This window comes from Aliiroseovarius pelagivivens, assembly GCF_900302485.1.
GTDB lineage: Bacteria > Pseudomonadota > Alphaproteobacteria > Rhodobacterales > Rhodobacteraceae > Aliiroseovarius > Aliiroseovarius pelagivivens.
The window spans coordinates 504,849-523,875 of record NZ_OMOI01000002.1; the positions used below are offsets into that span (position 1 = coordinate 504,849).

24 protein-coding genes are annotated in these 19,027 nt (G+C 57.7%); 10 read left to right on the forward strand and 14 right to left on the reverse strand.

Annotated features, from left to right (window positions below):
- Window positions 1-2: 2 nt before the first annotated feature.
- Complete coding sequence (pip, locus tag ALP8811_RS14605) at window positions 3-992, reverse strand: prolyl aminopeptidase (RefSeq protein ID WP_108857991.1); 990 nt, start codon at window positions 990-992, stop codon at window positions 3-5.
- A gap of 53 nt (window positions 993-1,045) precedes the next feature.
- Between pip and ubiG the strand changes: the two genes are divergently transcribed.
- Window positions 1,046-1,795, forward strand: a complete 750-nt coding sequence (gene ubiG, locus ALP8811_RS14610; protein ID WP_108857992.1) for a bifunctional 2-polyprenyl-6-hydroxyphenol methylase/3-demethylubiquinol 3-O-methyltransferase UbiG — start codon at window positions 1,046-1,048, stop codon at window positions 1,793-1,795.
- A 3-nt stretch (window positions 1,796-1,798) separates the two neighbouring features.
- Here the strand turns inward: ubiG and ALP8811_RS14615 are convergent, their stop codons facing one another.
- The 5 genes from ALP8811_RS14615 to ALP8811_RS14635 are packed head-to-tail and all read right to left on the reverse strand — an operon-like array spanning window position 1,799 to window position 4,862.
- A complete protein-coding gene (locus ALP8811_RS14615; protein WP_108857993.1) occupies window positions 1,799-2,581 on the reverse strand; it encodes a GNAT family N-acetyltransferase in 783 nt (260 codons plus the stop codon).
- Window positions 2,578-3,024, reverse strand: a complete 447-nt coding sequence (locus ALP8811_RS14620; RefSeq protein ID WP_108857994.1) for a MarR family winged helix-turn-helix transcriptional regulator — start codon at window positions 3,022-3,024, stop codon at window positions 2,578-2,580. Before ALP8811_RS14620 ends, ALP8811_RS14615 begins: the two co-directional genes overlap by 4 nt.
- Window positions 3,024-3,842, reverse strand: a complete 819-nt coding sequence (locus ALP8811_RS14625; protein ID WP_108857995.1) for a carbon-nitrogen hydrolase family protein — start codon at window positions 3,840-3,842, stop codon at window positions 3,024-3,026. Before ALP8811_RS14625 ends, ALP8811_RS14620 begins: the two co-directional genes overlap by 1 nt.
- A 3-nt stretch (window positions 3,843-3,845) precedes the next feature.
- A complete protein-coding gene (grxC, locus tag ALP8811_RS14630) occupies window positions 3,846-4,103 on the reverse strand; it encodes a glutaredoxin 3 (RefSeq protein ID WP_108857996.1) in 258 nt (85 codons plus the stop codon).
- Window positions 4,104-4,145: 42 nt separating this feature from the next.
- Window positions 4,146-4,862 carry a ComF family protein gene (locus ALP8811_RS14635; RefSeq protein WP_108857997.1) on the reverse strand — a complete coding sequence of 239 codons (717 nt, stop codon included), beginning with the start codon at window positions 4,860-4,862 and terminating at the stop codon, window positions 4,146-4,148.
- 30 nt (window positions 4,863-4,892) lie between these two features.
- On the opposite strand from ALP8811_RS14635, the gene ALP8811_RS14640 reads away from it, so the two are divergent.
- The 5 genes from ALP8811_RS14640 (at window position 4,893) to ALP8811_RS14660 (ending at window position 10,022) form a co-directional block, all read left to right on the forward strand.
- A complete protein-coding gene (locus tag ALP8811_RS14640) occupies window positions 4,893-5,723 on the forward strand; it encodes a methyltransferase domain-containing protein (protein WP_108857998.1) in 831 nt (276 codons plus the stop codon).
- A gap of 51 nt (window positions 5,724-5,774) precedes the next feature.
- On the forward strand, window positions 5,775-6,809 hold the full coding sequence (gene hemH, locus ALP8811_RS14645) for a ferrochelatase (protein ID WP_108857999.1): 1,035 nt from the start codon (window positions 5,775-5,777) through the stop codon (window positions 6,807-6,809).
- Between the two features lie 199 nt (window positions 6,810-7,008).
- Window positions 7,009-7,566 carry an ATP-dependent protease subunit HslV gene (gene hslV / locus ALP8811_RS14650; RefSeq protein WP_108858000.1) on the forward strand — a complete coding sequence of 186 codons (558 nt, stop codon included), beginning with the start codon at window positions 7,009-7,011 and terminating at the stop codon, window positions 7,564-7,566.
- Window positions 7,563-8,870 carry an ATP-dependent protease ATPase subunit HslU gene (hslU, locus tag ALP8811_RS14655; protein WP_108858001.1) on the forward strand — a complete coding sequence of 436 codons (1,308 nt, stop codon included), beginning with the start codon at window positions 7,563-7,565 and terminating at the stop codon, window positions 8,868-8,870. Before hslV ends, hslU begins: the two co-directional genes overlap by 4 nt.
- Before the next feature lie 60 nt (window positions 8,871-8,930).
- Complete coding sequence (locus ALP8811_RS14660) at window positions 8,931-10,022, forward strand: alpha/beta hydrolase (protein ID WP_108858002.1); 1,092 nt, start codon at window positions 8,931-8,933, stop codon at window positions 10,020-10,022.
- Here the strand turns inward: ALP8811_RS14660 and ALP8811_RS14665 are convergent.
- Genes ALP8811_RS14665 through ALP8811_RS14675 form a run of 3 tightly spaced genes read right to left on the reverse strand, consistent with a single transcriptional unit; the run spans window position 10,019 to window position 12,310 of the window.
- Entirely contained in the window at window positions 10,019-10,621 is a 603-nt protein-coding gene (locus tag ALP8811_RS14665; protein ID WP_108858003.1) for a Smr/MutS family protein, read from the reverse strand. The two genes, ALP8811_RS14660 and ALP8811_RS14665, sit on opposite strands and share 4 nt — an antisense overlap.
- A 1-nt stretch (window position 10,622) precedes the next feature.
- A complete protein-coding gene (mltA, locus tag ALP8811_RS14670) occupies window positions 10,623-11,651 on the reverse strand; it encodes a murein transglycosylase A (protein ID WP_108858004.1) in 1,029 nt (342 codons plus the stop codon).
- The gene (locus ALP8811_RS14675; protein ID WP_108858005.1) at window positions 11,651-12,310 is read right to left on the reverse strand and encodes a Tim44/TimA family putative adaptor protein; all 660 of its coding nucleotides are present in this window, start codon (window positions 12,308-12,310) and stop codon (window positions 11,651-11,653) included. The genes mltA and ALP8811_RS14675 overlap by 1 nt, the downstream gene beginning before the upstream one ends.
- Before the next feature lie 105 nt (window positions 12,311-12,415).
- On the opposite strand from ALP8811_RS14675, the gene ALP8811_RS14680 reads away from it, so the two are divergent.
- On the forward strand, window positions 12,416-12,919 hold the full coding sequence (locus ALP8811_RS14680) for an FxsA family protein (RefSeq protein WP_108858006.1): 504 nt from the start codon (window positions 12,416-12,418) through the stop codon (window positions 12,917-12,919).
- On the opposite strand, the gene idi is transcribed toward ALP8811_RS14680, so the two are convergent.
- Complete coding sequence (gene idi, locus ALP8811_RS14685; RefSeq protein WP_108858007.1) at window positions 12,899-13,420, reverse strand: isopentenyl-diphosphate delta-isomerase; 522 nt, start codon at window positions 13,418-13,420, stop codon at window positions 12,899-12,901. The genes ALP8811_RS14680 and idi overlap by 21 nt on opposite strands.
- Before the next feature lie 104 nt (window positions 13,421-13,524).
- Here idi and secB point away from each other — a divergent pair, with 104 nt between their 5' ends.
- A complete protein-coding gene (gene secB / locus ALP8811_RS14690) occupies window positions 13,525-14,016 on the forward strand; it encodes a protein-export chaperone SecB (protein WP_108858008.1) in 492 nt (163 codons plus the stop codon).
- A 12-nt stretch (window positions 14,017-14,028) separates the two neighbouring features.
- Here the strand turns inward: secB and dnaQ are convergent, their stop codons facing one another.
- From dnaQ to ALP8811_RS14710, 4 genes are read right to left on the reverse strand one after another with little or no spacing between them, the layout of a single operon-like run.
- Window positions 14,029-14,760, reverse strand: coding sequence for a DNA polymerase III subunit epsilon (dnaQ, locus tag ALP8811_RS14695; protein WP_108858009.1), 732 nt, complete (start codon window positions 14,758-14,760; stop codon window positions 14,029-14,031).
- Window positions 14,753-15,349: a dephospho-CoA kinase gene (coaE, locus tag ALP8811_RS14700; RefSeq protein ID WP_108858010.1), complete on the reverse strand. Its 597-nt coding sequence runs from the start codon at window positions 15,347-15,349 to the stop codon at window positions 14,753-14,755. Before coaE ends, dnaQ begins: the two co-directional genes overlap by 8 nt.
- A complete protein-coding gene (locus tag ALP8811_RS14705; RefSeq protein WP_108858011.1) occupies window positions 15,346-16,182 on the reverse strand; it encodes a shikimate dehydrogenase in 837 nt (278 codons plus the stop codon). Before ALP8811_RS14705 ends, coaE begins: the two co-directional genes overlap by 4 nt.
- On the reverse strand, window positions 16,179-16,778 hold the full coding sequence (locus ALP8811_RS14710; protein ID WP_108858012.1) for a Maf family protein: 600 nt from the start codon (window positions 16,776-16,778) through the stop codon (window positions 16,179-16,181). Before ALP8811_RS14710 ends, ALP8811_RS14705 begins: the two co-directional genes overlap by 4 nt.
- Window positions 16,779-17,171: 393 nt before the next feature.
- On the opposite strand from ALP8811_RS14710, the gene ALP8811_RS14715 reads away from it, so the two are divergent.
- Together ALP8811_RS14715 and rho are read left to right on the forward strand one after the other, a co-directional pair.
- A complete protein-coding gene (locus ALP8811_RS14715) occupies window positions 17,172-17,621 on the forward strand; it encodes a CopD family protein (RefSeq protein WP_108858013.1) in 450 nt (149 codons plus the stop codon).
- A gap of 125 nt (window positions 17,622-17,746) precedes the next feature.
- Window positions 17,747-19,018 carry a transcription termination factor Rho gene (gene rho / locus ALP8811_RS14720; RefSeq protein ID WP_108858014.1) on the forward strand — a complete coding sequence of 424 codons (1,272 nt, stop codon included), beginning with the start codon at window positions 17,747-17,749 and terminating at the stop codon, window positions 19,016-19,018.
- Window positions 19,019-19,027: the final 9 nt, after the last annotated feature.

Genomic DNA, 19,027 nt, shown 5'->3' on the forward strand with positions numbered 1-19,027 from the left:
AGCTACAGCGCCAACGCCTCGCGCATGGTCGACAGTTTCTCCATCGTGGTCACCAGTTCGTCCGCGATGCCGCGTTCAGACAGGGCGTGTCCAGCCAGATGGATCATCCGCAGATCGGACGCAGGCCAGCGGCGGTGCAGTTCCCATGACATCTTCGGTGGGCAGATCATATCGTGACGCCCCTGCACGATGGTGCCGGGGATGTGTGCGATCCGCTCCATGTCACGCAGGATCTTGCCGTCTTCGTCCAGAAACGCGCCATGCCGGAAATAATGGTTCTCTAACCGGGCAAAGGCGCGGGCGTATTCCGCCGGGCTGTCGATCGACACGCCGATATTGTGGATCGAAGCCAACGCGTTTTCCCATCCGGTCCAAGCACGGGCAAAGCGGGCTTCTTCGGCGTAGTTTCCAGAGAACAGGCGGCGATGATAGGCAGAGATCATATCGTGACGCTCGGCCTCGGGGATCAGGGTTTCGAAACGGTCCCAAAGCTCGGGCCAGAACCGCCCAGCGCCACCACCATAGAACCATTCAAGCTCGGATTTGGTGGCAAGGAAAACACCGCGCAACACCAGATGCGCCACGCGCTTGGGATGCGCCTGCGCATAAATCAGGGACAGCGTCGCCCCCCAGCTTCCACCAAACACAATCCAGCGATCAATCCCCAGCGTGGAGCGGATCTGTTCGATGTCACGAACCAGATGCCACGTGGTGTTGTGGTCGATGCTGGCATGAGGCCGCGAGCGCCCGCAGCCGCGCTGGTCAAACAGGATGATGTGATAAAGCTTGGGGTTAAAGAACCGCCGCATCGCGGGGGATGAGCCACCGCCGGGTCCGCCATGCAGGACCACTACGGGAATGCCCTTAGGATTGCCGGATTGTTCGACATAGATCTTGTGGCCGTCGCCCACATCCAGCATATGCCGGTCAAACGGGTCGATCGGAGGATACAACCTTGCGGCTGCGTTGTTTTTTCCTGCGGCCTTATCCATATGACCTCTATATAATGACCACAACGCGCCCGCCATCAGAAAGAAGGTATCCGATGACTGCCGAAAACCAGACCACCGTCGATCCTGCCGAAGTCGCCAAGTTCGAGGCAATGGCCGCCGAGTGGTGGGATCCCACAGGCAAGTTCAAACCGCTTCACATGATGAACCCGGTGCGTCTGGATTATATCACAAACCAGATCGCTGCCGAATTTGGCCGAGATCTGAACGATGTCGAGCCCTTCAAGGGTCTGCGCTTGCTGGACATCGGTTGTGGCGGCGGGCTTCTGTCAGAGCCGATGGCGCGTCTGGGCGCCACCGTCATTGGTGCGGACGCTGCAGCGGGTAACATCCCGGTCGCGCAGGTCCATGCCGAGCAAATGGGGCTGGAGATCGACTACCGCAATTGCACCGCCGAAAGCCTTGCTGACGCGGGCGAGCAATTTGACGTGGTTCTGAACATGGAAGTGGTCGAACACGTTGCTGATCCGTTGGCCTATCTGACCGCCTGCCAGCAACTGTTGCGGCCGGGCGGGCTGATGGTCGCCTCGACCATGAACCGCAATCCGAAAAGCTACTTTGTGGCCATCATCGGTGCCGAACACATCATGCGCTGGTTGCCCAAGGGCACACATGAATGGTCGAAATTCATCACCCCGGACGAGCTGGCCGACTTGATCGCCACTGCAGGTCTGAGCGTGGTGGATCGCATGGGCATGGTTTTCAACCCGCTGGGTTGGAGCTGGTCGCTGTCCGCACAAGACCTGTCGGTGAATTACGCCATGACTTCGGTGAAGCCAAAATAGGCTCTATTCCGGCGCTCTATAGGCAGCAATCGTGGTTTCAACCAAGCTAAACCCGGCGCGGCGATACAGCCGCCCGGCGTCGGTATCCGCATTCGCCACGATCACCGGAAGCGCATCTGGTGCGCGGGATTTGGCCCAATCCAGACAGGTACAAAGAAGCGCCGAGCATATCCCACGTCGGCGATATGCCTCGTGTGTTTGCACGGATTGATACCGGATCAGCCGGTCGTCATTAAAAATGCCCATGTCACCCGCAAGTGTGTCGCCATCGAAAGCGCCAAACCACTGGCCCAACCCTTTCGCAATCTGCTCTTGTCGCGCGACCGTTTTGTTCTTCAAGAAAGTGTCTAACCCGGCCTCGGGCGCATCGTTCTTCAGCAAGTCTGCACGACCAATGGCCTCGCTTTGTTGCCAATCAGATGCAGACACCAAAGGGCGGATGTTGATCCCCTCTGGCACGTCAGCGCGCCTCAGATCCTGTCGCAACGCAAGCACATCGCCTTGCTCCAAGCGCAGCCCGGTTGATTCAAATACGTCCTTCACAGACTGAATGCTCAGGTTTGGAACATCCCAACTTATGCAGATGTGCTTGGCTTCCGGGATATCCGAATGGAACTGTGCGATCAGATTGTCTGCGGATTTCGGCGGTTCGTAAAAAACGACACGGTTTCCAAACCAATAGTTGGGCTCGTCTGGGGTGCGCTGAACAAACCGATCATCAAACCTCTGAATCTCGGTCTGACCGTCCTGAACCATCAGGTCGGTCGCGAACTCAAGAGATCTCATTCGACTTCGCTTAGAATTTGGCGCATTTCACGCAGGACGGGCAGTACATTGCGGACGTTGTCAGCCCCGATCTGCTTCACCATGTTTGAAATAATCGGCGTGATCGCCGCCAGCGCCGCATCTCTCGCAGCCTTGCCCGAGGGCGAGATCGTGACGAATTTGCGCCGCGCATCATCCCAATCGGGCCGAATATGCACATGCCCCGCCCATTCCAACTTGTTCAGCGTGTTGGTCATCGCGCCGCGTGTGACGTGAAACGACTTGGCCAACTGCGCAGGGCTTTTTTCTTCGCCCACGCGGGCCAAGTGATTCAGGACCGAGAAATGGCTCAACTCCATCCCCTTTGGCAGCGCCTTAGACAGGCGGTTGCGCGCCAGTTGGTCGGCCATGAACATCTCGCTGAACAGGGCGACGGACAGGGTTTCGGCAGAGCTTTCGGACATCAGGGGCCTTTGAATTCTCGATCATGCGTCAGAGACGGGACGCGTTGGCGCGACCTTCCCACGTCTGCAAGGTCAAGATCAACCATTGTGATGCCGGGTGCGACACCTGCGTCGGCCAATACCTCGCCCCACGGCGATACAACCAAGGAATGCCCATAGGTCGCGCGCTTCGGCCCATGCTGCCCACACATCGCCGGGGCCAGAATAAACACGCCGTTTTCAATCGCGCGGGCGCGCAGCAGGCTTTCCCAATGCGCCGCCCCCGTGACCGGAGAAAACGCGGCGGGCACCGTGATGATTTGCGCGCCAGCCTTGGCTAACACGCGATAAAGATGCGGAAAGCGCATGTCATAGCAGATGGTCATGCCAATCGGGCAGAACTCGGTCTGGGCCACAGCGGCGCGGTCGCCGGGGCGATAGCCTGCGCTTTCGCGATAGCTTTCAGTCGCGTCGATCTGCACATCAAACATGTGGATCTTGTCATAGCGCGCGACAATGTCCCCCAGCGGAGAAATCATGAATGACCGATTGGCAAAGCGCCCATCCGGATCATCAGTCTTCAGCGCCAAGGATCCGATCAGCAGCCAAACGCCCAGCGCGTGCGCCTCGTATCGCAAGGCGGCAAGCGTCGGGTCTTCAGCCTCGTGATGCAGAACATTCTGTTGATGGCGGCGGCTGGTCGAGATGATGTTCGACACTTCGGGGGTCAGAACAAACTCGGCCCCATCCTGTGCCGCCTGTCGCACCATGTCGCGCAAAGGCCCAAGGTTCGCGGCCGGATCATCCCCGGCCGTAAACTGGATCAGCGCGACACGCACCGGTCAGCCCGCCAGCAGCGGATCAAGCTTGCCGCCGCGTTCTAGATCAAACAGATCATCGCATCCGCCCACATGGATGTCGCCGATAAAGATCTGCGGCACAGTGTGGCGGCCATTGGCGCGCGACATCATTTCCTGCCGTTTGGTGGGGTGCATCAGCACATTGATCTCGTCAAACTCGACGTTCTTGCTGTTCAAAAGGCGCTTGGCCGCATGGCAAAACCCGCAAAGCGGCGAGGAATAGATGGTGACAGGCTGCATCAGGGGCTCCGTACGAGGGATCTGTGAATAGGTTACAGCCAGTTATGCATCGCGCGCAACGCGCGCAAGGGACAGAACCTTCACGGATGCGGCACCGGCACGAATTGCCGCATGCGCCGTCGCGTGAAATGTCGCGCCCGAAGTCATGACGTCGTCCAGCAACAGCACATCCCGATCCTGCAAAACCGCGCCGTGTTTAGGGTGCGCACTGATGGCGTGATCCATGTTGGTAAAGCGATCCTCAACACTCATCCCATCATGCATGGCGGTCCGGCGTAGGCGGACCAGAGCCTGAGGCGCATGCTCCAATCCGGTTTCCCGAGATAAAGCCCGCCCAAGCTCGGCCGCTTGATTGTAGCGCCGCTTTAACCGACGGGTCCAATGGATGGGGATGGGCAAGATCAGCATCCCATCTTGCAGAATGTCCTCGGCCGCGCGGGCCAGCCACGGGGCAAAACTACGGGCAAGCTCGGGACGATCGCCGTGTTTCAGGGCAAGGATCATACGGCGCGCATTGCCACGATAGAGCAGAGCGGATCGCCCCTGTTTCCACGGGCGTTGCCGCGTCATGCACGCATCGCAATGCACGATGCTTCCATCACCTTCACCCGGCAGCGGCTCGCCACACAGGTCACAGGACAAGCCACTGACAAACGGCGTGTCGCGCCAGCATTCCGGGCACAGCGCAAAATCCGTATCCGTCGGCGCATCACAACTGACGCATTGCGGTGGATAAATCAGATGCAGCGCTGATTGCATTTTCGCCCTTTCCAACTATGGTCCGCCGCCATGAGATTGCCTGACGACACACCGCCCAAGCTGACCAACCGCGCCCAACTGGCGCAAAACCGCCGCCGCGCGACGGCAGACGGCATGTTCCTGCAAGAACTGGCCGCGGATGAGGTGAAGGATCGCCTGACAGAGGTTAACAGAACGTTTACCAGGCCCGCGATTGTCACCGGTTTCCCCGAGGTGTGGGCCGAAAGCTTCCCCGACGCGGTGATCGTGCCCGATGATGACATCCTGTCGCTGGAGCAGGGCGCGCATGATCTGGTGATCCACGGACTGTCGCTCCATTGGGCGAACGACCCGGTGGGGCAGATCATCCAATCCCGCCGCGCGTTGATCAATGACGGGATGTTCATGGGCGTGATGTTTGGTGGGCAAACCCTGTCCGAACTCCGCGCCATTTTGTCCGAGGTCGAGGTCGCTCGCACCGGAGGTCTGTCCCCGCGCGTGGTCCCGATGGGCGAGATCCGCGATCTTGGTGCGTTGCTTCAGCGTTCGGGACTTGCGTTGCCCGTCGCCGACAGCGCTGTGCGGCAGGTGACCTATGCTGACGCTTACGCCCTCATGCGCGACCTGAAAACGATGGGAGAGCGAAATGCGCTGGATCAGAGACTGATGTCTCCCCTGAACCGCGCCTTCTTTGACGATGTCAAAACCCGCTATGCCCAGCACTTCCCAGCAGATGACAACCGCATCACCGCCAGCTTCGAAATGATCTTTCTGACCGGCTGGGCGCCCGATGAAAGCCAGCAAAAACCCCTGCGCCCCGGTTCCGCCGCCGCCCGTCTGTCTGACGCATTGGGCACAGCCGAGACCAAATTGTCCGATTGACCTGAAATATATTCTGTTTAAGTGATCTGAGACGCGAACAAGGACGTAGCCATGATTATGCAAAAGCCCACGGATCATCCCACACTCCCCGCCCGCAAAGTCGGCGTTCTGTTTGCCAACCTCGGCACGCCCGATGGATATGACTATTGGCCGATGCGCCGCTATCTGAATGAATTCCTGTCGGACAAGCGCGTCATCGACTATCCCGCATGGAAATGGCAGCCGATCCTTCAAGCCATCATCCTGACGAAGCGTCCGAAATCTTCGGGCGAAGCGTACAAGTCGATCTGGAATGAAGAGCTGAACGAAAGCCCCTTGATGACCATCACCAAGGCGCAAATCACCAAGCTTCGCGCCGCATTGGAATCCAAACACGGCGCCGAGGTCATGGTGGATTTCTGCATGCGCTATGGCAATCCGTCGACCAAGTCGAAGGTTCAAGAAATGGTGGCTGCGGGCTGTGACCGTATCCTCTTCTTCCCGCTTTATCCGCAATATGCTGGCGCCACGATGGGCACTGCAAACGACCAGTTTTTCCGCGCGCTGATGGACGAAACCTGGCAGCCCGCCGCCCGCACGATCGAACCCTATTTCGACGATCCCGCCTATGTCGATGCTTTGGCGCAGTCCGTGGAAAAAGGCTATGCCGCGATGGACAAGAAGCCAGACTTGCTGGTCGTGTCCTATCACGGGATGCCGAAACGCTATTTGATGCAGGGCGATCCCTACCACTGCCAGTGCCAGAAAAGCACTCGCCTGCTGAAGGAACGTCTTGGCTGGGATGAAAGCGAAATTACCACGACCTTCCAGTCAGTCTTTGGCCCGGAAGAATGGCTGAAACCCTATACGGTCGAAGAAGTCGCCCGTCTGGCCGAAAGCGGCAAGAAGAACATCGCCGTTATCGCGCCAGCGTTTTCCGCCGATTGCATCGAGACGCTGGAAGAAATTCAGGAAGAAATCCAAGAGGCCTTCATAGAGGCCGGGGGCGAAAGCTTCACCTACATTCCCTGCCTGAATGACGACGACGCTCATATCGACGCGCTGATAGGTGTGGCCGAACGCAATCTGGGCGGCTGGCTGGGCTAAGTGTATTCAGGATTCACTGAATCGCACGGGGACGCAATCGCATTCGAGCCGAAGGCGAGAGGCAGCGAATGCGGCCTCAATCGAACCTGAAAACACCTAAACCACCGTAAATCTGCTAGAACTGCTGCTTCGCACAGGCCAATGCTTGTGCGCCGCTTTCCCCATGTCCATATAGGATGAAACCGAATTTGGAGGCGATATGGCGGATAGCGAATTTCCCGGCTGGCATGGCACGACGATCATCGGCGTGCGCAAAGGTGGCAAAGTGGTTGTTGCAGGTGACGGGCAGGTCAGTTTGGGCCAAACCGTGATCAAGGGCACTGCGCGTAAAGTGCGGCGTTTGTCCCCCGGCGGGTTTGATGTTGTGGCCGGGTTTGCGGGATCGACTGCGGATGCGTTCACGCTGCTGGAACGGCTGGAAACCAAACTTGAAGCGACGCCCGGTCAATTGGCCCGCGCCTCGGTCGAGCTGGCAAAAGACTGGCGCACCGACAAGTATCTGCAAAAGCTGGAAGCCATGCTGATCGTCACCGACGGCAAGGATCTGTTCGTGATCACTGGCGCGGGCGACGTGCTGGAACCCGAACATGACGTAGCCGCCATCGGGTCGGGTGGAAACTTCGCTTTGGCCGCCGCACGCGGCTTGATGGAAGGCGACCTAGACGCCGAAACCGTCGCGCGTAAGGCCATGGCGATCGCCGCCGATATCTGTGTCTATACCAACGGAAACCTGACGGTTGAGGAGATCAACCAATGACCGATCTGACCCCCCGCGAGATTGTATCCGAGCTTGATCGCTTCATCATCGGCCAGAACGACGCCAAGCGCGCCGTCGCCGTAGCCCTGCGCAATCGCTGGCGTCGCAAGCAGCTGGCGGACGACCTGCGTGACGAAGTCTATCCCAAGAATATCCTGATGATCGGACCCACCGGTGTCGGCAAAACCGAGATCAGCCGCCGTTTGGCGAAACTCGCCCGTGCTCCGTTTCTGAAGGTCGAGGCCACCAAGTTCACCGAGGTCGGCTATGTCGGCCGTGATGTCGAGCAGATCGTGCGTGATCTGGTCGATGCGGCGATCATCCAAACCCGCGAGCATATGCGCGAAGACGTGAAAACCCGCGCCGAAGAAGCCGCCGAGGATCGCGTGATCGAGGCCATCGCCGGCTCTGATGCCCGCGACGCCACCCGCGAAATGTTTCGCAAGAAGCTGCGTACCGGTGAATTGGACGACCACGAGATCGAACTAGAGGTCGCCGATACCTCGAACCCGATGCAAATGATGGATGTGCCGGGGCAGCCGGGGCAGGGCATGGGAATGCTGAATCTGGGCGACATGTTTGGCAAAGCATTCGGACAGCGCACCGTGACAAAGAAGCTGACGGTGCGTGACAGCTATGCAGTGCTGATTTCCGACGAGGCCGACAAGCTTCTGGACGATGAAACAGTCACTAAATCAGCGCTGGAAGCAGTTGAACAGAACGGCATCGTCTTTCTGGACGAGATCGACAAGGTCTGTGCGCGTACCGAAAACCGCGGCGGCGATGTCAGCCGCGAAGGTGTGCAACGTGATCTTCTGCCGCTGATCGAAGGGACTACGGTTTCGACCAAACACGGCGCTGTGAAAACGGACCACATCCTGTTCATCGCCTCTGGCGCATTCCATGTCGCCAAACCCTCGGACCTGCTGCCGGAACTTCAGGGCCGTCTGCCAATCCGCGTCGAACTGCGCGCCCTGACCGAAGAAGATTTCGTCCGCATCCTAACCGAAACCGACAACGCGCTGACCCGTCAGTATACCGCCCTGATGGGAACCGAAGATGTGACGGTCAGCTTCACCGATGACGGCATCGCGGCTCTGGCCAAGATCGCAGCTGAGGTGAACCAAAGTGTTGAAAACATCGGGGCGCGACGTCTTTACACCGTGCTGGAACGCGTTTTCGAAGAGCTCAGCTTTACGGCCCCCGACCGCGGCGGCGACGAGGTTGTCGTGGACAATGCCTTTGTCGACAAGCATCTGGGTGCGCTCATAACATCGACCGACATCAGCCGTTACGTGCTTTGACGGGCTAGGCAGGGGCAGTTCGGTCGGCTATCCATTAGCTGTGTTTCAAAGGACTGCCCCGTGCGCTTTCTTGTTCTATCTGTTGTTTTAGCCCTTTCCGCCTGTGCCCCGCGCGGCACAATTACCTATTTTCCCGGTGCCGGACAAACTGGTGACGTTCAAAACATCTTTGTCGCTTCCACCCGTGAGCTTGACGAAGATGGTGCGCCGACCAGCAACCGAGGTGGTGAGCTGTTGTTCGGGCATGTTGGTGTTTCAATCCCGGAAAACCGCGAGCCCGGCGAGATAAACTGGCCGCATCGCGCGACCCCGGACCCCTCAGAACACTTCCTTGTCGACAATTACGAGCGCTTCGCATCGCGGCGCGCGTTTGAGGCTGCAATGTCACGCACCTTGCGGGGACGGCGTGGCGAGGAACGTACCGCGACAGTATTTGTGCACGGCTTCAACAACCGTTTTTCAGAAGGGCTGTATCGTTTTGCACAGCTAAACGCGGATCTCGATCTGCCCTTCCTACCTGTCCACTATTCTTGGCCCAGCGCCGGGCACCCTCTGGGCTATGGATATGACCGCGACTCGATGCTCTATGCGCGCGATGGGCTTGAGGCGACATTACGATCCGTCTCGCGGTCCGGCGTGGATGAGGTTTTGCTGGTCGGTCACTCAATGGGCGCGCTGTTGTCGATGGAGGCCTTGCGCCAAATGGCGATTGCCGATGGTCAGAAAGGGCTTAGCAAAATTGGCGGCGTGGTCCTGATCTCGCCAGATATCGATTTGGACCTGTTCAGACAGCAGGCAAAGCGCATCGGAAAGCTGCCTCAGCCCTTCTTTATCTTCACCTCATCGCGCGACCGCGCGTTGCAGCTCTCTGCACGACTGACCGGCCAGACAACTCGGCTTGGCAACACCACAGACGTGGCAGAACTGGCGGAATTGGATGTAACCCTTGTTGACCTGTCGGCCTTCAGCGACGGCGAGGCTGACCACAGCGTCGCCTTCGCTTCGCCCGCGTTCTTGCGTCTGATCAACAGCATTCCAAACCTGTCGGCCGCAATCAGTGCCAGCCCAACCGTTCAGCCGGGACTATTGCCCGGTACTGTCCTGGTGGTTCAGAACGCAACCCGCTTGGTGATCCCGAACGGCACACCCTAACGCCGCCTGCGCAGATAGACGTAGTACGCGCCTTGCCCGCCATGTTTCAGGTGGGCTTCTGTAATCTGCAGGACGTGTTGGCGCAGCGGTACAGTGTTCAGCCAATGCGGCACTTGATGACGCAGAACGCCGTGACGCACCGGGATCGGCCCTCCGTCATCCTTGTGTTTTCCTTTTCCGGTGATCACCAGAACAAGCCGTCGGTCGGCATCAATCGCGTTCAGGATAAATCGAGTTAGCACCGGGTGCGCCTGCGCGATGGTCATACCGTGAAGGTCGATCCGCGCCTCGGGGGCAAGGCGGCCCTTTTTCATTTTACCAAAGGTGTTGCGATCCATCGCCACAGGATGCGTGGCGACCTGGTCGCGCATCGAGGGGGCCAGATCGTTGGGGTTTCCGGGCTTCTTTACCCTTTCACCCACGCGGAACTTCGGATGCGTTACTTTGACAGGCTTGGGTGGCTGTCGAATGGGTTCAGCTGGAATAGTGTCTATTTTTCCAACCGAGGGCTTCGGTGGGCGCAACCGTATCGTGCTTTCCGTCACCTTCTGCCACAGGGCTTTGTCGTCATCGCTCAGTTTTTTGGGTCGCTTCGCCATATCACTGATCCTCGGGCAGCAGCGCATAGGCGCGCTGGATGGGAAGCAGTACAAACATGCGCCCGTCGTCTTTGATCTTGCCCGCCAGCTTTCCGGCCTGATCCCCGGTGCCCCAGAAGATGTCAGCCCGCTGCGCGCCCTTGACCCGAGACCCCGTGTCCTGTGCCACCATCAAACGGCGGAACGGCTCGGCCCCGTCTTTTTCCAACCAGATCGGGGCGCCCAGTGGAGTATATTTCGGATCAACTGCCAACGACCGATGCGCCGTAATCGACCGGTTCATCGCCCCAAGCGGACCCTTACTGGCCGAAACATCACCGATCTTGCGAAAGAACACATACGAGGGGTTCGACATCAAAAGATCGTGCCCGGCCTCTGGGTTACGTCGCACCCAGTTGCGGATCACCGCCTGCGAGACTTGGTGTTCGTTATACACACCGCGCCGGACCAGCTCTTTCCCAAGCGATTTGAAGCTGTGCCCGTTTGATCCGCCATAGCCCAGACGAATACTGCCGCCATCTGGCAAGCGAATGCGCCCGGATCCCTGAATTTGCAGGAATTGAAGGTCCACCGGATCGGCAACCCAAGCGATCTCGAGCCCGCGACCCTTTATGGCGCCGCCTTCTTCGATATCGCGACGTGGCAGCCAGACTTGGCCGGTGGCTTCGGCAGGTTTGGCATAGACCGGATAACGATAGACCGATGTCTCATGCCGCGAGCCTTTCAGCTCGGGTTCAAAATATGCGGTGAATAGGGGGGCGTTGCCGTCTTCGATCAGCAGGGGGCGGAAGAACAGTTCGAAAAAGGCTTTTCCGTCGTCCTGCGTCTGCGCCAAGGCACAGATCGGGCGCCATTGCGGTTCATCCAGATCCCGGCAGGTATCCAGAAACACGCGCAGTGCGTCTTGATGGTTGTCATCTTCCCAACCATCAAGCTCTTCAAATGGAACCAAAGTGATGCGCGCGTCATCAAGACCCGCATAGGCGGGCACGGCCAAAAGGGCCAGCGCACATGCCAGCCCCCGAAGCATCAGCCACCCGTGGCGACAAGTTGCCAGTTCGGGTTGTCCGACCCCATGATGCGGGCGAAAGTCCAGATGTCTTTCTGGCGCTTCACTTCGTTGGGGTTGCCTTCGATGATGTCGCCACCCTTGTCGCGCACAACCGACGTCAGTTCGCCCACAAACCGCACAGTGATCTCGCCTTCGCGCGTGGTGGTGTCAAAAGCGGCTTCTTCCAGCTTTAGCTCGCGAATACCGACAAAGTTGGCTTCAACCGACAGGCCTTGCTCTTCACGCGCTTCAACAACGCTGGCGAAGGTTTCATAAACATCATCCGACAGGAACGGCTTGATCTTTGACATGTCGCCGGCTTCGAAACCCATCAGGATCATTTCGTAAGCACCGCGCGCACCGCCCAGAAACTCGCCAACATTAAAGCTGGGTTCGTTTGTTTTCATGGCGGCCAGCGCCAAGGCCGACGGGCTGCCTTCTTCGGCGTGGTCAAGAATGTCCCGATCCGGGCCACCTTCGATCACTTCAAGGCTGTTGCGATCCAGCCGTCGATCATCCTGACGCGGCACGACGGGTTTCTCGAACCCCTCGCGCGTGCCTAGCACATCGCGCAGGCGCAAAATCAAAAACAGGGCAATACCGGCCAGTACAAGAAGCTGGATCAGGGAAGAGCTCATGGATACCTCATTTCAAGCGCCATATGGAAACGCGTTCATCGGTGACATATGTAGGTGCAGTACCGGGCCAAGTCCACCGGTCACACGAAAAGGAGATCTTTTGCCATGTGGCTTTTTGCGTTGTTCATCGCCGTACCCCTGATCGAGATCGCCCTGTTCATACAGGTGGGCGGTGCGATTGGTCTATGGTGGACCCTTGCTATCGTTGTTTTGACCGCAATTGTCGGAACCCAGTTGATGCGCGCGCAGGGGGCGCTTGCGATGTCACAACTGCGTGACAGTTTCGGGCAGTTGAATGATCCGACCGAGCCTTTGGCCCACGGCGCAATGATCCTATTCTCAGGCGCATTGCTGCTGACGCCCGGATTTTTCACCGATTTCGTCGGGTTTGCCCTGCTGATCCCCGGTGTGCGCAGCGCTGTGTTCAAATGGGCGCGATCACGTGTGCAAGTTCAAACGTTCTCGATGGGGGGAATGGCTGATCAAGATGTGCGCCGCCGGCCCGGACAGGAAGAAGACGTGATTGACGGGGATTTCACCGATGTGACACCCGAGAAGCGTCCGACCCGCCCCGGCGTAGAGGGGCCGTCAGGCTGGACCAAACACTGAAGTCGAATGCTTCGCCATATAGATCTTCAGCCACGGGGTGAATTGATCGGGGTTCTCCGCGATTTTCGTCTCTAGTTCGGCGCGATCCAGCCAGTCCACAGCCTGAACCTCGTCCGGGTTCAGGTCCAGATCTGGGCGGGTTTCGCAGTGAATGATGAACAGATCGACGACCTCGTGTTCGATCAATCCGCCGCCTACATCGGCACGATATTCCAGATTTTCGACCCATACCGGATCGACGCCCTTGATCCCAAGTTCCTCATCCAGCCGTCGAATTGCGCATTCACGCGGATCTTCGTCCCAATGCGGATGGGTGCAGCAGGTGTTCGCCCACAGGTTCGGCGTGTGATATTTCTCGGCCGCGCGCTGCTGGATCAGCACCTGATCCTCGCAAATCAGAAATACTGACACTGCTTTGTGCCGAAGCCCTTTCACATGTGCTTCAAGCTTTTCGACCGGGGTCAGGGTGCCGTCCACCCAAGTGGGGATCATCGTCGTCATGCGGCGCTGATAGCCTCAAATTTCATCTGACGAAACCCTTTGTTGAGGGTCCCCGCCCAACCTGCTAAGGACATTTCCGACAGTTTTTCCCGAAGGAGACAACCATGGCCGACGAAGCCACAACGCAGACGCCCCCCGTTCAACCCAAAATGCAGGTTCTGGGTCAGTTCATTCGCGATATGTCGTTTGAAAACATTCTGGCGCAAAAAGGCGTTCAGGGTGAAGTTCAGCCCGACATCAACGTCGAAGTTGCGCTGGACGCCAAAAAGCGCCCGACGGATCACCAGTATGAAGTGATCACGAAATACACGATCGGCTCGAAAAACAAGGCAAACGGCGACCAGCTGTTCCTGATGGAGCTGGAATATTCGGGCATCTTCCACGTTGAAAACGTACCGGAAGAGCAGCTGCACCCGTTCCTGATGATCGAATGCCCGCGCATGCTGTTCCCGTTTGTGCGCCGCATCGTGTCGGACGTCACCCGTGACGGTGGCTTCCCGCCGCTGAACCTGGACACCGTCGACTTCCTGGCCCTGTACCGTCAGGAAATCGAACGCCGCGCCGCAGCCGAGCAGGCAAACTCGCCTGTAAGCTAACGTGCCAAGAAGTTACTGAAACTTCTTCCAAATTGCGCCGTCGCCCAGCTTTTCCACAAAAGCATCATGGGCGGCGGTTTCTTTTTCGCTGATCCGCAAGGGCAGAGGTTCAGGACGCGGGCGTGGGCGCCAATCGTCATTTGCGCCGCCATCACCCGAAGACGCCTGATTACCGGCCAGAACAAGGTCGGGCTGCCGTCCGCCGATCAGTTCCAAATAGACTTCAGCCAGAATTTCACTGTCCAATAGCGCGCCGTGAAGCGTTCGTGACGAGTTGTCGATCGCATAACGGCGGCACAACGCGTCCAACGACGCGGGCGCGCCGGGAAACTTGCTGCGGGCCATGGCAAGCGTGTCCAATGCGCGCTCCCACGGGATTTGCGGAAGGCCCATCCATTTCAGCTCGGCATTTAGGAATTTCATGTCGAAGCTGGCATTGTGGATCACCAATTTGGCGTCGCCGATGAAATCCAAAAACGCTTGTCCGACCTCTTTGAAAACAGGTTTATCCCTCAGGATCACTTCGCCCGGTTCGGCGGGGCGGGGGCTGGCCAGAAGGTCCGGACCAATGCCGTGAACGCCAAATGCCTCGTCCGGCATACCGCGTTCGGGATTGATATACTGGTGATATGTCTGCCCGGTGGGCATGTGATTCATCAGCTCAAGACACCCGATTTCCACAATCCGGTCACCGCTTACCGGGTCAAAACCAGTGGTTTCAGTATCAAGGACGATCTCACGCATCCAACTGTTCCTTCACATGTGCGATGACCTGATCCACCGCGGCTCGCGCGCCGTCCAATGTTTCGGTCGGGATGATCACATCCGCGCGGGCACGTTTGTCGGCATCGGGCACCTGTTTGGCCAGAATAGTCTCGAATTGAGCTTCTGTCATGGTGCCACGTTCCAGAACGCGGGCGCGCTGAAGTTCTGCAGGGGCCGAGACGACGACGACCAGATCCACATGTTCATGCGCGCCGATTTCAAACAGAAGCGGCATGTCCAGAAGGACAATGGGGGAGGAGCTATCGGCTAGAAACTCTGCCCGATCCTGAGCAACCAGCGGATGCACGATCTCTTCCAGTTTTTTCAGCGCATTTGTGTCTTTCGACATCCAGTTTTTCAGCGCGTCACGGCTGACCGCGCCATCAAGGATCGCGTCAGGACAAACTGCCCGGATCGGCTCGACCGCCGCGCCGCCTACGTCATAGATCCGATGTACGGCCGCATCCGCGTCCCAGATCGGAACGCCAGCGTCATCGAACATTTTCGCGGTGGTGGACTTTCCCATCCCAATCGAGCCCGTCAGCCCGATGATATACGGCCCGCTCATGCGCCCAAAACCGCGTGGCGGAGGGCATCATCGACGGCGGGGCGCGTGCCGAACCAGCGCTCGAACCCCGGAACCGCCTGATGCAGCAACATTCCAAGACCATCGACCACGTGACAGCCAGCGGCCTCGGCCTGTTGCAAGAAATCGGTTTTCAGCGGCGAATAGACCAGATCATTCACGACAGCGCCGGGCATCAGCCCATCCAGCGGCACGCGAAACTCGGGTTTTCCGGTCATACCCAACGACGAGGTGTTCACCACCGTCACCGCGCCATCCAGCATGTTGCCCGCCTTGACCCAGTCATAGACAACGATCCGCGCACCGAATTCGGCACGCAAGGCATCCGCACGGGCACGGGTGCGGTTGGACAGGCGAATTTCGGGCACGCCAAGCTCGATCAGCGATGCCAAAATGGCACGCGCCGCGCCGCCAGCGCCGAAAACGGCGGCCGGTCCAGTTTCCGGCGCCCATTCCGGCGCGGATTGGCGCAGGTTCTGTGTAAACCCGTAGCCATCGGTGTTGTCTGCGTGGATCTTGCCATCATCGCGGAAGATCAGCGTATTCGCCGCCCCGATCAGCGCCGCGCGGTCTGTAACGATGTCGGCCATCTTCAATACGGTTTCTTTATGCGGAATGGTGACGTTCAGACCAACAAACCCGGCCTTTGGCAGCGTCCGAATGACTGTTTCCAGTTCATCAACCTCGACCCGCATCGGAATGTAGTGGCCCGCGATCCCCATAGTGTGCAGCCAATGACCATGCAGCCTTGGGGACAGAGAGTGCTCGATCGGGTTTCCAATGACGCCCGCCAGGGGAATTCGTGTGTCGCTCATATCTTCAGATCTCCTCGCACGATCAGATATGACAGAAGCTCGGTCAGGGGCAAACCCAACACATTGAAATAGTCGCCGTCCACCTTGGCAAACAGGCGGACGCCTTCTTCTTCCAGCTTATACGCACCAACGGAATGGCGGATGCTATCCCAGTTCCGATCTACATAGTCATCTATGTAAGTTATTGATAATTCACGCATTTTCAATCGAACAAGCCCAACATGCCGCCAGATTGGCTTGCCATCTTCATAAAGCACTGCGGCAGAAAGCAGCCGATGCACTTTGCCGGACATCGCCGCCAACTGCGCACGCGCATCTTCCGGGTCTTTTGGCTTGGACAACACGTTCTGGTCCAGCTCGGCCACCTGATCACAGCCCAGCACCAGAGACCCCGGGTGTTTCTCGCTGATCTTACGGGCTTTGAACTCGGCCAGTGCGTCAGCAAGGTCGCGCGGGCTGGCGCCTTCAGCCTCAAGCGAGGCGCGGATCATCTCTTCATCGATGCGGGCGGGGATGATGTCGAAATCAATACCTGCGTTTCGCAACAGATCAGCGCGGATCTGCGAAGCGGACGCCAGGATCAGGGAAGCTGTCATGTGATAACCCTGTGGAAAAACTCTGTGTAATCCTGTTCTGGAATCGGCAGATAACTCGGCCCTCACCGGAACAGCTGGATAAGTCCGACCTTTACTAAGATGCTTTTCACAATTCTTCCACTGTTGGTTTTTGCCAAACGCCACCCGTGGGCGAATCTATTTCCTGCTATTTCATCCCAGTACTTATCCCCAAGACGTTTTCTTGCAGAACCCTGTGAAACATGGCTTAAAGGATTCCGTCCAGATTCCGGTTCTTCAGTTGTCCACCTGTGAACAAGTCACGGGATGGATCAATAATCCCCGTTATCCACAGGACTAACAACAACATCATCTTTTCTTCTTCTTTATTTTATTTATGAAGATCGAAGCGGATACTCAGATAAGAGGCTTAGAATGGGTGAATTTCTGTCAGATGCGTATTTCTGGACAAAGTCGCTTCACATCGTATCCGTGATCGCTTGGATGGCGGGTCTGTTCTATTTGCCGCGCCTGTTCGTCTATCACGTCGAGGTCGTGGGATCGGGCAATGAAACCGACGATCTGTTCCAGACGATGGAACGTCGGCTTCTGAAAGCGATCATGAACCCGGCGATGATCAGCTCGTGGATCTTTGGTCTTTGCCTTGTCCTAACGCCTGGAGTGGTCGACTGGTCGCTGATTTGGCCGTGGACCAAGGGGTTCTCGATCCTGGCGATGACATGGTTTCACATGTGGCTGGCTGGACGGCGTAAGGATTTCATGTCGGGTACCAACACGCTGACCGGTCGTCGATATCGTATGATGAACGAATTGCCGACGCTTTTGATGATCGTCATCGTCTTCTCGGTCGTGTTCAAATACTGATTTTGTTGACTCGCCGACGTGCAGCGCGTATCTGACCTGCTAAGCAGGCCGTCCGGCCATGCCCTTTTCCCAACTTGACATAGACCGCGTGTAAACGCCGTCATGATCCATTTCCGAGCATTTGCATGTCTGAATACCGTCTGAACCTAGCCGATCTTAAAGCCAAAAGCCCGAAAGAGCTGGTTACTATGGCTGAAGAGCTCGAGATCGAAAACGCCTCGACCATGCGCAAAGGGGACATCATGTTCTCGATCCTGCGTGAACGTGCTGATGAAGAATGGATCATCGGCGGGGACGGGGTGCTGGAAGTGCTGCAAGACGGCTTTGGCTTCCTGCGTTCGCCCGAGGCAAACTATCTGCCGGGCCCCGATGACATCTATGTTTCGCCTGACATGATCCGCCAATACTCGCTGCGTACCGGTGACACTGTCGAAGCTGTCATTGAAGCGCCGGGTGACAACGAGAATTACTTTGCCATCACAAAGGTCGAACGGATTAACTTCGCCGATCCCGAAGATGCAAAACACAAGGTTGCGTTCGACAACCTGACGCCTCTGTATCCCGATGAACGCCTGAAGATGGAGATCGAAGATCCCACCATCAAAGACCGCTCGGCCCGTGTGATCGATCTGGTCGCGCCGATCGGGAAAGGCCAGCGTTCGCTTATCGTGGCGCCGCCGCGTACGGGTAAGACGGTGATCCTGCAAAACATCGCCCACTCGATCGAAAAGAACCACCCCGAGTGCTATCTGATCGTTCTTCTGATCGACGAACGCCCGGAAGAGGTGACGGACATGCAGCGGTCCGTGAAAGGCGAGGTTGTGTCCTCGACCTTCGACGAACCTGCAACGCGTCACGTAGCCGTGTCGGAAATGGTGATCGAAAAAGCCAAGCGTCTTGTCGAACACAAGCGCGACGTCGTGATCCTGCTGGACTCGATCACCCGTCTGGGCCGTGCGTTCAACACGACCGTCCCGTCATCGGGTAAGGTTCTGACCGGTGGTGTAGATGCCAACGCCCTGCAGCGTCCGAAGCGTTTCTTTGGTGCGGCACGTAACATCGAAGAGGGCGGCTCGCTGACCATCATCGCGACCGCGCTGATCGATACCGGATCGCGCATGGACGAAGTGATCTTTGAAGAATTCAAAGGCACCGGCAACAGCGAGATCGTGCTGGATCGCAAGATCGCTGACAAGCGCGTCTTCCCGGCCATCGACATTCTGAAATCCGGCACCCGGAAAGAGGACCTTCTGGTCGATCCGAAAGACCTGCAGAAAACCTATGTTCTGCGCCGCATTCTGAACCCGATGGGTACCACGGATGCTGTTGAATTCCTGCTTTCTAAGCTGAAGCAGACCAAGTCGAATTCGGAATTCTTCGACTCGATGAACACCTAATATGTAACT

What these genes read in the sequence shown, in the direction of transcription:
- ALP8811_RS14715 (WP_108858013.1), top strand. Translation starts at nt 17,172, where the DNA reads ATGGGTGAATTTCTGTCAGATGCGTATTTCTGGACAAAGTCGCTTCAC.
- ALP8811_RS14615 (WP_108857993.1), bottom strand. Translation starts at nt 2,581, where the DNA reads ATGAGATCTCTTGAGTTCGCGACCGACCTGATGGTTCAGGACGGTCAG.
- grxC (WP_108857996.1), bottom strand. Translation starts at nt 4,103, where the DNA reads ATGCAGCCTGTCACCATCTATTCCTCGCCGCTTTGCGGGTTTTGCCAT.
- ALP8811_RS14665 (WP_108858003.1), bottom strand. Translation starts at nt 10,621, where the DNA reads ATGGCGAAGCGACCCAAAAAACTGAGCGATGACGACAAAGCCCTGTGG.
- ALP8811_RS14680 (WP_108858006.1), top strand. Translation starts at nt 12,416, where the DNA reads ATGTGGCTTTTTGCGTTGTTCATCGCCGTACCCCTGATCGAGATCGCC.
- secB (WP_108858008.1), top strand. Translation starts at nt 13,525, where the DNA reads ATGGCCGACGAAGCCACAACGCAGACGCCCCCCGTTCAACCCAAAATG.
- dnaQ (WP_108858009.1), bottom strand. Translation starts at nt 14,760, where the DNA reads ATGCGTGAGATCGTCCTTGATACTGAAACCACTGGTTTTGACCCGGTA.
- pip (WP_108857991.1), bottom strand. Translation starts at nt 992, where the DNA reads ATGGATAAGGCCGCAGGAAAAAACAACGCAGCCGCAAGGTTGTATCCT.
- ALP8811_RS14620 (WP_108857994.1), bottom strand. Translation starts at nt 3,024, where the DNA reads ATGTCCGAAAGCTCTGCCGAAACCCTGTCCGTCGCCCTGTTCAGCGAG.
- hslU (WP_108858001.1), top strand. Translation starts at nt 7,563, where the DNA reads ATGACCGATCTGACCCCCCGCGAGATTGTATCCGAGCTTGATCGCTTC.
- ubiG (WP_108857992.1), top strand. Translation starts at nt 1,046, where the DNA reads ATGACTGCCGAAAACCAGACCACCGTCGATCCTGCCGAAGTCGCCAAG.
- coaE (WP_108858010.1), bottom strand. Translation starts at nt 15,349, where the DNA reads ATGAGCGGGCCGTATATCATCGGGCTGACGGGCTCGATTGGGATGGGA.
- hslV (WP_108858000.1), top strand. Translation starts at nt 7,009, where the DNA reads ATGGCGGATAGCGAATTTCCCGGCTGGCATGGCACGACGATCATCGGC.
- mltA (WP_108858004.1), bottom strand. Translation starts at nt 11,651, where the DNA reads ATGCTTCGGGGGCTGGCATGTGCGCTGGCCCTTTTGGCCGTGCCCGCC.
- ALP8811_RS14675 (WP_108858005.1), bottom strand. Translation starts at nt 12,310, where the DNA reads ATGAGCTCTTCCCTGATCCAGCTTCTTGTACTGGCCGGTATTGCCCTG.
- ALP8811_RS14640 (WP_108857998.1), top strand. Translation starts at nt 4,893, where the DNA reads ATGAGATTGCCTGACGACACACCGCCCAAGCTGACCAACCGCGCCCAA.
- idi (WP_108858007.1), bottom strand. Translation starts at nt 13,420, where the DNA reads ATGACGACGATGATCCCCACTTGGGTGGACGGCACCCTGACCCCGGTC.
- rho (WP_108858014.1), top strand. Translation starts at nt 17,747, where the DNA reads ATGTCTGAATACCGTCTGAACCTAGCCGATCTTAAAGCCAAAAGCCCG.
- ALP8811_RS14710 (WP_108858012.1), bottom strand. Translation starts at nt 16,778, where the DNA reads ATGACAGCTTCCCTGATCCTGGCGTCCGCTTCGCAGATCCGCGCTGAT.
- hemH (WP_108857999.1), top strand. Translation starts at nt 5,775, where the DNA reads ATGATTATGCAAAAGCCCACGGATCATCCCACACTCCCCGCCCGCAAA.
- ALP8811_RS14705 (WP_108858011.1), bottom strand. Translation starts at nt 16,182, where the DNA reads ATGAGCGACACACGAATTCCCCTGGCGGGCGTCATTGGAAACCCGATC.
- ALP8811_RS14635 (WP_108857997.1), bottom strand. Translation starts at nt 4,862, where the DNA reads ATGCAATCAGCGCTGCATCTGATTTATCCACCGCAATGCGTCAGTTGT.